General features: G+C 63.2%; 8 protein-coding genes. 6 read left to right on the top strand and 2 right to left on the bottom strand.

Features of this window, described 5'->3' with window-relative positions; genetic code table 11:
• The first annotated feature begins 4 nt into the window (after positions 1-4).
• The 6 genes from GE027_RS01975 (at position 5) to GE027_RS01950 (ending at position 11,249) form a co-directional block, all read left to right on the top strand.
• Positions 5-3,151 (top strand): WGR and DUF4132 domain-containing protein, encoded by a 3,147-nt coding sequence (locus tag GE027_RS01975; protein WP_153555498.1) that lies wholly within the window; start codon positions 5-7, stop codon positions 3,149-3,151.
• Positions 3,152-3,153: 2 nt separating this feature from the next.
• Complete coding sequence (locus GE027_RS01970) at positions 3,154-4,284, top strand: ATP-binding protein (protein WP_153555497.1); 1,131 nt, start codon at positions 3,154-3,156, stop codon at positions 4,282-4,284.
• Positions 4,284-6,632: a DUF5682 family protein gene (locus GE027_RS01965; RefSeq protein ID WP_153555496.1), complete on the top strand. Its 2,349-nt coding sequence runs from the start codon at positions 4,284-4,286 to the stop codon at positions 6,630-6,632. Before GE027_RS01970 ends, GE027_RS01965 begins: the two co-directional genes overlap by 1 nt.
• On the top strand, positions 6,629-7,825 hold the full coding sequence (locus GE027_RS01960) for a VWA domain-containing protein (protein WP_153555495.1): 1,197 nt from the start codon (positions 6,629-6,631) through the stop codon (positions 7,823-7,825). Before GE027_RS01965 ends, GE027_RS01960 begins: the two co-directional genes overlap by 4 nt.
• 4 nt (positions 7,826-7,829) lie before the next feature.
• On the top strand, positions 7,830-9,947 hold the full coding sequence (locus GE027_RS01955) for a hypothetical protein (RefSeq protein WP_153555494.1): 2,118 nt from the start codon (positions 7,830-7,832) through the stop codon (positions 9,945-9,947).
• 111 nt (positions 9,948-10,058) lie between these two features.
• A complete protein-coding gene (locus GE027_RS01950; RefSeq protein WP_153555493.1) occupies positions 10,059-11,249 on the top strand; it encodes a calcium/sodium antiporter in 1,191 nt (396 codons plus the stop codon).
• 103 nt (positions 11,250-11,352) lie between these two features.
• On the opposite strand, the gene GE027_RS01945 is transcribed toward GE027_RS01950, so the two are convergent.
• Together GE027_RS01945 and GE027_RS01940 are read right to left on the bottom strand one after the other, a co-directional pair.
• The gene (locus GE027_RS01945; RefSeq protein WP_153555492.1) at positions 11,353-12,255 is read right to left on the bottom strand and encodes a rhomboid family intramembrane serine protease; all 903 of its coding nucleotides are present in this window, start codon (positions 12,253-12,255) and stop codon (positions 11,353-11,355) included.
• A gap of 168 nt (positions 12,256-12,423) precedes the next feature.
• Positions 12,424-13,467, bottom strand: coding sequence for an NHL repeat-containing protein (locus tag GE027_RS01940; RefSeq protein WP_162006536.1), 1,044 nt, complete (start codon positions 13,465-13,467; stop codon positions 12,424-12,426).
• Between the last annotated feature and the right edge of the window lie 58 nt (positions 13,468-13,525).

The raw sequence follows: 13,525 nt of genomic DNA, 5'->3' as shown, positions 1-13,525 counted from the left end.
CACCATGACCGCGCGTCAATTGGTCTTTGCAGATGGCAAATCGAACAAGTTCTGGAATATCGTTCGGGAAGGCAGTACCCACACGGTGACCTTTGGTCGCGCCGGGACCGCCGGGCAAACGCGTGCGAAATCCTTCGACGACGATGCGGCTTGCCAGAAGTCGTTCGAAAAACTGATCCAGCAAAAAATGGCAAAGGGCTACGTCGATGCCGGCGGCGGCGGCGGTGCGGCCGCGGCTCCTGCAAGCGCTGGCAAGACGGCGGCCAAGAAAACCGCGACCAATAAGACGATCAAAAAGAAGACGGCCGCGGCCGCGGCCGAGTCCGCAGCCGAGCCGGTGGCGGTGGCGGTGGACGATGCCGGCGTTCTGACCCAGCCCGAATTAAACGTCACGCACGAGATCGACCTCGCCCCGACCGACTGGTCGATGGCCAGTTTTCGCGAACGAAAACCCCTGCCCCAACCCGGCCCTCGCGAAGCCGATTTGGACGCGGCGGAGAAGAAACTGGCGACCCTGAAAACCAAGCAATACGGCTGGGAATTGTCGTATGAAAGTCTGCCGCTGGGGCCGCACCTGCCGGCTCCGGAAGCCCAGTTGTACTTGGAAGCCATGATCGGGGCTCCCGGCCGCTTGGCCGGCAAGAAGGCCGTGGCGGCATACGCGGCCAAAACCAGGAAGGGCTGTAAATGCGATGGCGAGGTCGATTTCGAAACGATTCGCAAGCGGGTTTTTAAAACGTCCCGGGGCGTCTCCGCCGCGATCATGGGGCCGCTGGCCGCCCTGTTCACTCCGGAGCAATGCTTGGAAATCGCGCTGACGCCGTGTCCGGAGGATGCCAAAAAGTACATCTCGCGCGGCGAGGTCACGTTGGCCCTGTCCGAAGGTTTTCGCGATTACGTGCTGCCTTATCTGTCCAAGTCGCAAATCACCACGCTCCGCAAACGCGTTCGCAAAACTTTTGACCCCGCCGCCGAAGTCACCGATGCCTACGGCACCTACCCGGCCGAACACTACGTGGCCGCAATCCTGGGGATGCACAAAGAGGTCTACGCGGTGGTGTCGGCGTGGCCCGACAATCATCTCAGTCAACATGAAGGGTGGATCGATCACTACCTGCGGCCGCAGATGTTGCTGTTCGGTTTGTCCGACGCGGCCACGGTGGAGGCGGAATGGCGACGATTGAAGATCCGCCTGAACAGCGCCCAAGAGGCTCGAGGCTTTCTGGCGTGTACGGAGTATTCCGCCCTGGACGTTCTAGCCAGCGAGGTCTGCGCACAATCCAACAAAGACTATTGTCTGGAATTGCTGGAAGTGCTCTGTCTGGTGCGGGCACCCGAAGCGGCCGAACCGCTGCTCCGCTGCCGTCTGGAAGCCAAGATGCCGGCGCCGGCTCGAGATTGGTTGAATCATCAAGTGGGAAACGCCGTCGCCGGCTTGATCCCGACGGCGGCAAACAAGGGCAAACTGGGCGAGGCGGCCATTGAATACCTGCGTGGGGTCAAACGCAACGGACAGCAAGCCGTGATCGTCAAAGCGCTGAAAGAAGCCGGAGAGTCGGCGCCGGGCGTCGCTCAGGTGCAACGCGAGGTGATCGAGCACGAAGAAAAAGTCTACGAAGCGTTCACCACGCGGTCGACACCGCGGTGGTTGAAGGACGCGCTGGCCGAGGTTGCCATCGCCAAACCGCCCCGGTTGCCCGCCTGGGCGGACGCGGCAAGCCTGCCGCCTCTGGTGGTCGGCGAGAAGAGGCTGGACGACCAGCAAATCCAAACCGTGCTTTCGGTGTTGGCCACGACACCGATCACCGAACGGCATCCGTTGCTTCAGACGCTCCGGCAGCACGCCGACAAGGCGTCGCGAGATGCGTTCGCCTGGCAGTTGTTCCGGTACTGGCAGGAGGATGGTGCGGCCGCCAAACATAAGTGGGCCATGGGAGCCATCGGTCATCTGGGCGACGACGGCTGCGTCCTGAAATTAACTCCGCTGGTTCGGGCGTGGCCGGGAGAAAGCCAACACGCGCGGGCCGTGTTCGGGCTGGAGTGCCTGCGGGCGGTGGGCAGTAGCGTGGCGTTGATGCAGTTATCCGGTATCGCCCAGAAACTGAAGTTCAAAGGATTGAAATCCAAAGCGGCGGCTTTCGTCGAACAGATCGCCGAGGAGAAAGGGATGACGCGGGCCGAGCTGGAAGACCGTGTGATCCCCGATTGCGGTCTGGATGAAACCGGACGCCGCGAGTTTTCTTTCGGTCCTCGCTCGTTCTGGTTCGTGCTCGGTGGCGACCTGAAACCGATGGTGCGGGACGAAGCCGGCAAGGTGCGTCCCAACATGCCCAAGCCGGGTGTCAAAGACGACGCCAATGTCGCAGAGCAATCGCTCAGCGAATGGAAACTGATCAAAAAACAGATCAAGGATGTCGCCACCTTGCAGGCCGCCAGGCTGGAACAAGCGATGGTCACCGGCCGCCGCTGGGCGGTCGCAGACTTTGAAAGCCTGCTGGTGCGACACCCCCTGATGACGCACTTGGTCCAGAAATTAATTTGGGCCGGCTACGACGCAAAGGGCAAACGCAAGCGATTGTTTCGCGTGACCGAAGAACGGGATTACGCCGACGTCGAGGACGAGCAGGCGACCTTGGACGATGTTCGCCAAGTTGGCGTCGTCCATCCGCTGGACATGACAGCCAAGGAGCGAAGCGCGTGGGGTGAGGTACTGAGCGATTACGAAATCATCGCGCCGTTTCCACAGCTGGGCCGCGATATCTACGAACTGGAAAACGGCGAGCCGAGGAGCAAGGAACTGGAACGCTTTCACGGCTTAAAACTGGCCGCTCCGACGATGGTCTTTACGCTGGAGAAACTCGGCTGGGTGCGTGGTGAAGCCATGGACGCCGGCTGCTTTGACGAACACTCCAAGCAGTTTCCCTCGGCCGATGTCACCGCAGTCGTGCATTACGACGGCGTGGTCGGAATGGGCTACATCGATCCCGACGAGATGCTGTCCACCGAGAGCATTCACTTCTGCCAGGGCATGCGCGGCCCCTCGGGCTATGGCTGGGGCAGCAAGAAGACGATGAAGCTGGGCGATGTGCCGGCGATCGTGATCAGCGAAGTGATCGCCGACCTGCAAATCATCAAATCCAAGGCCAAGTAGCGATGGCAAAGAAACGCACGCGAACCAAGTCGGCTTCCTCAAACGGCGACCCGCAAACATTGCAGCGGCCGCCAGCGGAAATCCTGTTCGCCGACGAACTGCGGGCGCTGGCTAAAGCGTCGGCCAAGGATCCCAAGCCGCCCGGCTGGAAATTGTCTCCCCGGGCCGTTTTGAAATTCGTGCTGGGCGACCCGAGCGAGGATCGACCGGCAAAGTTCGTGGGCCGCCGAGCCTTCTTGGAACGGTGCATCGTTTCCCTGGCCACCAATCGCGGCCTGATGTTGATCGGCGAACCGGGAACGGCCAAGAGTTACCTGAGCGAATTGCTGACGGCCGCGATCAGCGGCGATTCCACCCTGACGATCCAGGGAAGCGCCGGGACGACCGAGGACAATATCCGCTACTCGTGGAATTACGCCCTGTTGGTATCGGAAGGGCCCAGCGAGAACGCGTTGGTTCCCGCCCCGCTGTACCTGGGAATGAAGCACGGAAAACTGGTGCGCTTTGAAGAGATCACACGTTGTGCTTTGGAGATTCAAGACGTCCTGCTGTCGGTGCTGAGCGACCGGGTGATGGCCGTAGCCGAATTGCCCGAAGCCCAGCGGTCGCTGTACGCCAGCAACGGATTCAACGTCATTGCCACGGCCAATACTCGCGACCGAGGCGTCAACGAAATGAGCGCCGCGCTGAAACGCCGCTTTAATTTCGAAACCGTCCACCCGATCGCCGACATCCAGGAAGAACTGCAGCTGGTCCAACGCGAAACCAATCGCAATCTCAGCCGGTCGCAGGTGCCCGTGACCATCGATCCGGAATTGACCGAATTGTTGGTGACCACGTTCCGCGAACTGCGCCAGGGAAAGACGGTCGATGGCAAAGGCATCGAAACCCCGTCTACGGTGCTCAGCACGGCCGAAGCGGTGGCCACCGGTTACGCCGCCGGCGTGCACGCCTATTACTACAGCGATGGCCAGGTCCAACCGCTTCATTTGGTGCGGCATCTGGTCGGCAGTGTGCTGAAAGACAATCCGGACGATCTGAAAACGGTCCGGCATTACTTCGACCACGTGATCAAAAAACGCAAGACTGAACCGTGGCAAGCGTTCTACGATGCCCGCGACGAGTTGATCTGATGGACGAGCATCAAATGGATGCCCTGCAGCGGCGGTTGTGCGATGATCAGGCGGACGTGGTGTTCTATCCCGTCCGGCATCACAGTCCTGCCAGCGCCGACCTGCTCAGCCAGTTGATCGAGGAACTGAAACCGGGCGCCGTCCTGATCGAAGGCCCCAGCGACTTTAACGATTCGATCAACGAGTTGTCGCTGGAACACGAACTGCCGATCGCGATCTACAGCTACTTCCAGCTGGTCGAGAACCAGTCCCAGACGGCCACCCACCACGGCGTGTACTACCCCTTCTGCGAGTACTCGCCGGAATGGGTTGCCATCCAGGCCGCTCGCAGCTGTGGGGCGGCGGTTCGCTTTATCGACCTGCCCTGGGCGGAGAGTTTTGAACACGAGCGGACCACGCATCGCTATGCCGATGCGGAACTTCGTCGCGGTCGCTATGTGCAGGCACTGTGCGAGCGATTGCAGGTGGAAGATTTCGATGATCTCTGGGACCGCCTGATCGAATCGCAACTGGGCTTGTCCCGTCGGGACTACCTGCACCGCGTCCATTCGCTGTGTTTGAACATCCGCGTGTGGGAGCAACCGATCAGCCTCAGCGACCGGCAGCGCGAAGCCTTCATGGCCGCCGAAATCCGTGCGTCCCAGGCCCGCTTTGAAGGTCCGTTAGTGGTCGTGACCGGCGGATTCCACAGCGGTGCTCTGGCGGCGCGGTTGAGCGGACTGGACTGTCCCGGCAGCACCGACGACGCCCAAGAAAACGGAGCCCGCCGTATCGCCCAGCGGGGGATCGCGCTGACCACGTACTCCTACCAACGACTTGATAACCTGACCGGCTACGACGCGGGCATGCCCAGTCCCGGCTTCTACGAGTACGCGTGGCGGCAGCGACGGGACCGGCGAACCTTCGACCACCAGCCACTGTTGTCGCGCTTGGTCGACGCCCTTCGAGGACGCAAACAAACGCTCAGCACCGCCGATCTGATCGCCGTGGAAACGTCGGCCCAGGCGATTGCCGCCCTGCGCGGCCGACCCCACGTATGGCGGCGCGATCTGCTGGACGCGGTGACCAGTTGCTTGATCAAGGACGAACTGGAATACGGCTGCGCTTCGCCCTTTATCGATGCAGTGCACGAGGTGTTGCGGGGGGAGCGTCGCGGTCGCCTGGCCCAGGGCACACGCCTGCCACCGCTGGTCCGAGACATCCAGGATCAACTGGAGACGTTCGGTCTCCGGCCGGATCAGCGCGGTCGTCAGATCGAACTGGATTTGACTGACCCAGAAGGTCGAAAGCAGAGTCGCTTGCTGCACCGCTTGCGGATTCTAGAGATCCGCGGTTTTTCGCGTCGCGGGGGAACCGATTTTTCCCAACGCGACAACCTGGACCGGCTTTGGGAATTGTGGCAGCTGCGCTGGAGTCCCGAGTTCGAGGCCAGCTGTATCGAAGCGTCGCGCTATGGCACTCGGCTGAGCACCGCCGCGGCGGCTTGTCTGACGCAGCAGGCCGCACAGACCGAACGCGACGCCACTGCGGCCGCCGAACTGTTGATCCTTGCGGCCCAGGCCGGCGTCGAGACATTATCGCAGTCGTTGCTGGAGTCGCTGGAGCGATTGATTCACTCCGAACCGCGGTTCGTGGGGGCCACGTCGTGTCTGGAACACCTGTTGTTTCTGTACTGCTTTGACGAGGCGCTGGGGACGCAGCGTCTGGAAGCGTTGCGGACGTTGGTGCGAGAAACGTTTTCTCGGTCGCTGGCCCTGTGCGAATCGCACGGCCGCCCGGTCTCCGATCCGCGGTCCTTGTTGCGGGGGATGCGGACGATGCGGGAAACGTTCCGCCGCTTGCCGGACGTGCTCGACTGGACGGCCGAAGAGATCGGCGACGTGATCCGGCGGGTTCAGTCCGATGCACACAAACCGCCGCTGCTGCGGGGAGCGGCCGCCGGGATGCTGTGGTCGTTGGGCCAAGCGACGACCGAGAGTGTGCTGGAAGACCTGTTGTTTTTTTCCGATCCCGAACAACTGGGAGATTTCCTGGCCGGTTTGTTCGCGGTCGCTCGCGAACAGGTCCAGCGCCAGCCCGAGCTGCTGCGGGCCATCGATCAACTGTTGTTGGACTATGCCGCAGACGATTTTCAGGCCGCCCTGCCCTCCCTGCGACTGGCGTTCACCTCGTTCACACCCCGAGAGAAACATCACATGCTTTCGACCTTGTTTCAGTCGCTGCAGCCGCACCTGAAACCCTCGGCTGCCCTGGCGACGGCGGATGCCGAGACGGTCCAGGAGGCGGTTGCAATCGAGGAACGTTTGTTCGAAGCCGTCAAGCGATACGGACTGGAGCGCCAGCGATGACGGATCCCCAGCCGCCAGCCGGCCCCGACCCGAGCGAGCCAGCCGACAGAGCCTCTGCCCAAGACCCCTCGCGCCGCCAATCGCGATGGCGGCTGGTGATGGGGCCCGGTAGCGAACAGCTGTGCGGACCGCTGGACGCTCGCGGCCAGCAGCAAGAAGACTGCTTGGCGTTTTTGTACGACCGTGAATATGGCCAGGGGCGTAACGTCCGTCTGCCATCGCAAGGCGGCAGTGGCAGCCTGGACCCCAGTGCCTTGACGATTCCCGACTGGATCAACCAAATCCACGATTTGTTTCCCAAACGCACGATCGAACGCATGGAGCGCGATGCGCTGGAGCGGTACGAGATCGACGAGATGGTTACCAATCCCGAGGTGCTTGCGCGGGCGCAACCGAATCAAACGCTGTTGAAGGCGGTCCTGCGAACCAAGCACCTGATGAACCAGGAAGTGTTGAAAGCCGCCCGGCACCTGGTCGCCCAAGCTGTCGAGGAATTGATGCGGCAGATGGCCCAGGAGGTTCGCAGCGCCTTTCAGGGTTCGGTCGATCGCCGACATCGATCGTTCCTCAAGATCGCCAAGAACTTTGACGTCGCCACCACGCTGCGACGCAATTTAAAACACTACGACCCGCACTCGCGGCGAGTGACCGTGCAGACGCCGTACTTCTTTTCTCGCGTACAGCGACGGGTCGACCGTTGGCAGATGATCATCCTGGTCGACGAGTCGGGCAGCATGATGGACAGCGTGATCCACTCGGCGGTGACCGCGGCCGTGTTCTACAGCATGCGAATGATGAAGGTGCATCTGTGCATCTTCGATACCTCGGTCGTGGACTTGACCGACCGTGTGGTGGACCCGGTCGAGACATTGATGAAGGTCCAGCTGGGCGGCGGCACGGACATCGGCCAGGCCGTCCAGTACGCCTCCACATTGGTCGAGAATCCGCGCCGGACGATTCTCGCGGTGATCACCGATTTTTACGAAGGCGGCTCGACGACGCAGCTGTACACGTCCGCTCGTAAATTGGTCGAAAGTGGCGTGACCTGTTTGGGCTTGGCCGCGCTGGATCAACGCGCGGACCCGACCTACGACGAGCAGGTCGCGGCCCAGCTGGTCAAAATCGGCTGGCACGTCGCCGCGATGACGCCGGGGGAACTGGCCACCTGGGTTGCCGAAAGGATCCGGCGGTGAATCCATGACGCGTCACGATCTGCTGGCCCTCTCCGATGACGACCTGGCGGCGACCACCAACCGGGGAACCGTCAAACGTGCGCGGCGCGAGCTGGAAACCGGCAAACTGACCTGCGAGCTGACGCTGGACGGAGAAACCTTGACGGTGCGTTGGTCCGATCAAACGGTGTGCGTGTTTCCCGCCGGACAAACGATCCACGAAGCTCAGTGCAGCAGCGGCACCTCGGGGATCAGCCGCCACGTGATCCGTTCGGTGTTGGCTTACCAGCGACTGACGCCCCCGGCCGCTGACCCCGAGCCGCCGTTGGCTCCTGCGGGGCCGCCCTCGGCGGGCGGGAAACCTGCCGGGGCAGAGCACCCCCTACCGATGCCCGCCGAGACGCCGGCGGCGACGCCGGCCAACAGCCGCGAGACAAGCGAGCCGGGATCGCTCGGCCGTGTTTGGGATCCGGGGCAAATCGACGACGAAGCACTGGTGGCCTGTTTTGGCAAAGCCGCCGTCAACAAAGCTCGCCGGATCTTCAAGCAAGGCGTGTTGGTGGAACTGAGCCGCGGGCCGAAGCCCACCGCGCGCTTTTTACATGAATCCTGCACCGTGCGGTTTCCCGTGCCCGAAGACGTCCGCTACGCTCGGGCCGACTGCGCCGACGTTGCCTTGGCGGGCTGGGTCTCGATGGCCGTTTGGGGATTTCGCCAGCTGCCGCCGGAACAACGCTCCGCCGTGCTCTCACTGCAACCCCAAACGCTGCCCGTCGATGCGGCCTGTCTGGACGCTGCGGATGCATTATTGGCGGAACTGTTGACCGATGGTCTGGACGGACTGCACCGAAGTTGGCCGTCGCGGTTGGCGCGTGCCGAGCGGGCGGTGCGTGGGCAAGGGCTGGTTTGGCCGGCGGACCTGTTGGCCGAATTGGCCCTGCTGGAAACGCAGTACCGCGACAGTAACGCTCGCTTTGATCCGGCCCTGGTGGTACGAACCGTCGGCGAGTGGACCGCGCGGCGGCGCGCGATCCTTGCCGATACCGGGGCCGCGGCGCAGGTGCTGATCCGCGGCACCAAGTCGGATCGACCTGTCGAGATCAAAGCCGCGCGGTTGATCGGTCTGGGCTTGGGCGTGGTTCCCGGCAAGCGACACACTTCGATCCTGGCCTATTTTCAAAACACTGATACCGGTGCCGTGGCTGCGCTGAAGCGAGGGTTCACCGACACCGATCCACAGCAGGCTCCGACGCCGAAATCGTTTTCCGACCTGGCCGGCGTGCAGCTGCAGCGCGGCGTTTCACTGGAATCCGCCGCCCATGGCCAGTTGCTGCTGGCCGCGGGCAAACGCACTCCGGCCGACGAGCTGGTGTTGCCGCGGGGGCCCAGCAGGATGACGGTGAATCCTCAATCGTTTCGTTGGGAGAACCTCGCCCCGCCCCTGCTGCTGGAATCCTTCCGGCAAGCGATCGAACGCCTGCAGGTGCTTCCTCCGGATTGGCTACTACCGCGTCGCCACACCCAGAACCTGCAGGTCTTAAGCACGGCGGGGGCGGCGGATGTGGGGTTTGATGAGGTCCACCAACGGCTGGTCGCCACGCTGCGGGACGCCGATGGCCAGACGGCGCGATTGGTCCATCCGTATCATCACCGCGGCGCCGTCGCCTTCAGTGCCTTGTCGGAGGTGCTGGGGCGTCAGGGGGCCGCGGTACGGTTTGTCTTCGGTCACGTTTCGCTGCGGCACCGGCAATTGCAGGTCCAGCCGATGACTGTGATTTGCGAAGACGCCGACGGAACGAGGACGGCAGTCTCGGCGTGGACGGGGCGGCGGCAAGACGCCGCGCACGAACCGGCGACGGACCCGACGAGTGAGCGGGCCGAAACGTCCCCCATCACAGCGTTTACCAAGGCGCTGCGGCAGGCCCTCGCCGATGCGGTTCTGATGGGGTTGGAACACGGCGACGTCGCCGCGTGGCAGAGGCTGTACGATGATGCCCGGCGGCTGGGCTTCGTCCGTTTGGCGAGCCCCCTGGGGCGGCTGCTGGACGAAGGGAACGCACGCAGCAATCGGCTGCGCTGGGGGCCGCAGGCAGCGGTCGCCGAAGCGATCGATCTGTGTATGTTCAGCCGCATGCTGGACTGACGCAGTCGCTCGATCCACCGTTGTGCCGACCGATCGGGATGTTAGAGTACCGGGTTTCCGGTCGAATTCTCCTTGATGGAATGGTGTCCAGGTCGGGCACGAAAAACGCGTATGTTGGCAAGTTTTCAAATTTTACTCGGTCTGGTGGCCCTGATCGTCGGCGGCGAATTGCTGGTCCGTGGTGCGTCGGCGATCGCTGCGGCGATGCGGATTTCGCCCTTGGTCATCGGCCTGACCGTCGTGGCCTTCGGCACCAGTGCGCCCGAGCTGGGCGTCAGCTTGCAAGCTGCCTACGCCAATTCGGTCGCCGTAGCCGTGGGCAATGTGATCGGCAGCAACGTGTTCAACGTGTTGTGCGTGTTGGGCTTGGCGGCATTGTTTTCACCGCTGGTCGTGTCCAGCCAATTAATTCGCCTGGACGTGCCGCTGATGATCGGCGCGTCGGTGTTGACGTGGGTGTTGGCCCGCGACGGCGTATTGTCGCGCGGTGATGGTGCGCTGTTGTTTTCCCTGTTAGTGGCCTACTTGGGATTGTGTTTTTTCAACGCGCGGCGCGGCAGGGAACCGGCTGCGGCTGCTGCTGAAGCAGCTCCCACGGCCGCCGAGAAGAACCTGTCGGACGCCGATGCGGAGCTGTCGGCCGACACCGAAGCGGAAGGCGTGGGGGTGTTTGTGGTGGATGAATCACTGGTCACGCCGCCGCCGCCGGAGCGTCTGCCGCTGCAGTTCGTTTGGATCGCTTTGGGGCTGGTCGGACTGGGATTTGGAGCCAAGTGGTTGGTGACCGGCTCGGTCAGTGTCGCCACGTGGTTGGGGGTCAGCGAACTGATCATCGGGTTGACGATCGTTGCGGTGGGAACATCTCTGCCAGAAATCGTGACTTCGGTGGTGGCGACGATTCGCGGACAACGCGATATCGCCGTCGGGAACGTCGTGGGCAGCAACCTGTTTAATCTCGGCTGCGTGCTGGGAATCTCCAGCATGGTCGCTCCCGGCGGCATCCCGGTCGATGCCGAAGCGATCGCCTTTGATTTGCCGGTGATGATCGCCGTCGCCGCGGTCTGCATGCCGATCTTCTTTACCGGCCAACTGATCACGCGATGGGAAGGCATCCTGTTGCTGTCCTACTATGTGGCCTACACGGGGCTGTTGATTTTTACTCAGACCCACCCGTCGATTGCCGAGCAACTGGGGTGGGTGCTGGGATACGTCGTGATTCCGCTGACCGTGCTGACCATCGTCGCCTCGGTGGTGCTTTCGATCCGCAACCCTGCATCGCCGGAAGCGGACCCGCTGCGTTAGGCCGAGCGGGGGCAAGGCCTGGGCCGTCTCGCCTGCCGTCCCCTGAGCCGTTGGGGCGATAGCCGCGTTCCATAACTTGCCGCACGCAAACGTGCGTCGCGACTCAGCCCGCGGCCGCCAACCCGACGATCCAGGCCCCCAGGACGATCAGCAGCGCGGCGACGCCGGTGGTGCGTTGGACGGCGGGCCTGCCCAGCAGGGCCAGCGGGATGAACGTGACCAGCAAGCTGACGACCAGCCCGGCCAAGAAGCCGGTCACGTGAGCCATCACGTCGGTGCGTTCTCCGCCGACGCCGGTCATTGCCAGCAGGACCACGCCGCCGATCAACGGACTCCACCGCCGCAGGGCTCGCTCGCGCCGGGCCGGCCCACGGTTTCGCAGGGCGTGGGCAACCAACAGTCCCAGAGCCGCGAAGACGGCGGTTGAGGCACCGATCGAAGTATGCGTGGCGGGCTGGACCAGGGCATTGGCCAGGTTGCCCAGCGAACCGGCCACCACGATGGTCAACCAAGCGACTCCGCCGCCGAAGGCTCGGCCGGCCAACAGCCCAAACACGCTGCCAAACACCAGATTCGAACCGATGTGGCCGGCGTCCAAGTGCAGCGTCAGCGCGGTCACGATCCGCCACCACTGGCCCGACAGGACTTGCCCCGATTGCATCTGTCCCGCCTCCAGCCACTCCAGGCCGTAGGTGCGGTGGGCGGTGTACAGGGCTACCAGGGCCAGCGTGATCGCATACACCAGCACTCCGGCCGTGGCGCCTTCGAAAGCCGGCAACGGCGCGGTCTGATCGGGCGCCTCGACAGGGTTTTCTTCGTGAAAAGCCCGCAGCTCCGCCCGCGCCCGCGCGGCGTGTTCGTCGCGCACGAACAGCATCCACAGGCCGTCGCGAAACACGACGCGATTGGGAATGCCTACGGAGGTCAGCACCAAGCGCGACTCGGAACACTCCGCCCGCACCGGTGTCTTGACCAGCGTCTCGAAACCCACAGGTGATTCATCCATGCCGCCCATTGTTCCGAGGACGCCTCCCTTTGGCAATCCGCGGATAAATCAAAGGGGCCGGCTTCATTGGTGTCGGTCTCAGGAAAACGAACTCGCTTTCCTCCTCTTGATCGCATAGTCGATCGGGTTGGGGGAGGATTCATTTCACAGGCTGGAAGCCTATGCCACTTAGTTGGCCCGCAGCACGCGATGGTGTTCGGAATCGGCGACCAGGAACCCCAGGGCGGGCCAGAAGGCGATTCCGTGGGGACGTTTCAGCCGATACGTGGCGTCGGCCACCGTACCGCCCATCACCGTCGACACCGTCTGGGCTTTCAAATCGATCCGCCGCACGGCCTGGTTCTCGGTATCCACCACCAGCAGGCGATTCTGGTCGTCGATAGCCAATCCTTTGGGGCCGTTGAAGGTGGCTTGCAGCGGAGGTCCGCCGTCGCCGTCGTACCCTTTTTTGCCGGTCCCGGCGACATGGTGAAGCGTGTTGTCGTGGCGGTCGATCCGCCAGATGCTGTTGCCCTCGCGAAGCGCGATCCAGATCGAATCGGCATCCACGGCCAGGGACCGCGGTCCGAACAACGGGGACTCGGCGGCGTCGGCACCGCTGCGCGGCCAGCCGGGTTTGCCAGTGCCCGAGATGGTTGTCACCGCGCCGGTTTCCAGATCGATCCGGCGCAGGCGATGGTTCAGCGTATCGGCGACCAACAAACCACCGGCATCGTCCAACGCGACGCTGTGCGGCTGGTTAAAACGGACGTCCGAACCGCTGGCTCCCTCGCCGGCAAAGCCCGCCGTGCCGTCGCCGGCCAGCGTACGAACCGTCTGGTCCCGACCGTCGATGACGCGGATGACGTGATTGCGGGTATCGGCCACGTACAAGTTGCCGGCGTCGTCGGCGCGGATCTCGTGCGGCCAGTTGAACCGAGCCTCATCCGCCGGACCTCCATCGCCGCTGTAGCCCATCAGGCCACAGCCGGCGATCCGCTCGATCCGTCGACCGCCCGAATCACTGCGGTAAATGCAGTGGTCATCGACCGTGGTGATGTAGATGTCGCGCTGAGTAATCTCGATCCCAAACGGGTTGCCGAGCGCAACCTCTCGCGGCGGACCGGCTGGCTGGCCTGCGGGATAAGCCGCAGCCGGCGGCGAGCTTTGACCGGTGCCGGCGAAGATCTGGGTCGATGGGGGCTCGGCGGCCCAACCCATCGCGGTCCACAACAAAACAAGGCAAACAGCACTTGGGCGCGGGCGTTGGCGGGGATGCATCGTTGGGCGG

The sequence above is a fragment of the Roseimaritima sediminicola genome (genome assembly GCF_009618275.1).
GTDB lineage: Bacteria > Planctomycetota > Planctomycetia > Pirellulales > Pirellulaceae > Roseimaritima > Roseimaritima sediminicola.
The sequence above is the reverse complement of the archived record's forward strand: the minus strand, read 5'-3'. Positions and strand labels throughout refer to the sequence as shown.

Excerpts from the sequence above, each read along its gene's own strand:
- GE027_RS01975 (WP_153555498.1), top strand. The coding sequence starts at position 5 with ATGACCGCGCGTCAATTGGTCTTTGCAGATGGCAAATCGAACAAGTTC.
- GE027_RS01970 (WP_153555497.1), top strand. The coding sequence starts at position 3,154 with ATGGCAAAGAAACGCACGCGAACCAAGTCGGCTTCCTCAAACGGCGAC.
- GE027_RS01965 (WP_153555496.1), top strand. The coding sequence starts at position 4,284 with ATGGACGAGCATCAAATGGATGCCCTGCAGCGGCGGTTGTGCGATGAT.
- GE027_RS01960 (WP_153555495.1), top strand. The coding sequence starts at position 6,629 with ATGACGGATCCCCAGCCGCCAGCCGGCCCCGACCCGAGCGAGCCAGCC.
- GE027_RS01955 (WP_153555494.1), top strand. The coding sequence starts at position 7,830 with ATGACGCGTCACGATCTGCTGGCCCTCTCCGATGACGACCTGGCGGCG.
- GE027_RS01950 (WP_153555493.1), top strand. The coding sequence starts at position 10,059 with ATGTTGGCAAGTTTTCAAATTTTACTCGGTCTGGTGGCCCTGATCGTC.
- GE027_RS01945 (WP_153555492.1), bottom strand. The coding sequence starts at position 12,255 with ATGGATGAATCACCTGTGGGTTTCGAGACGCTGGTCAAGACACCGGTG.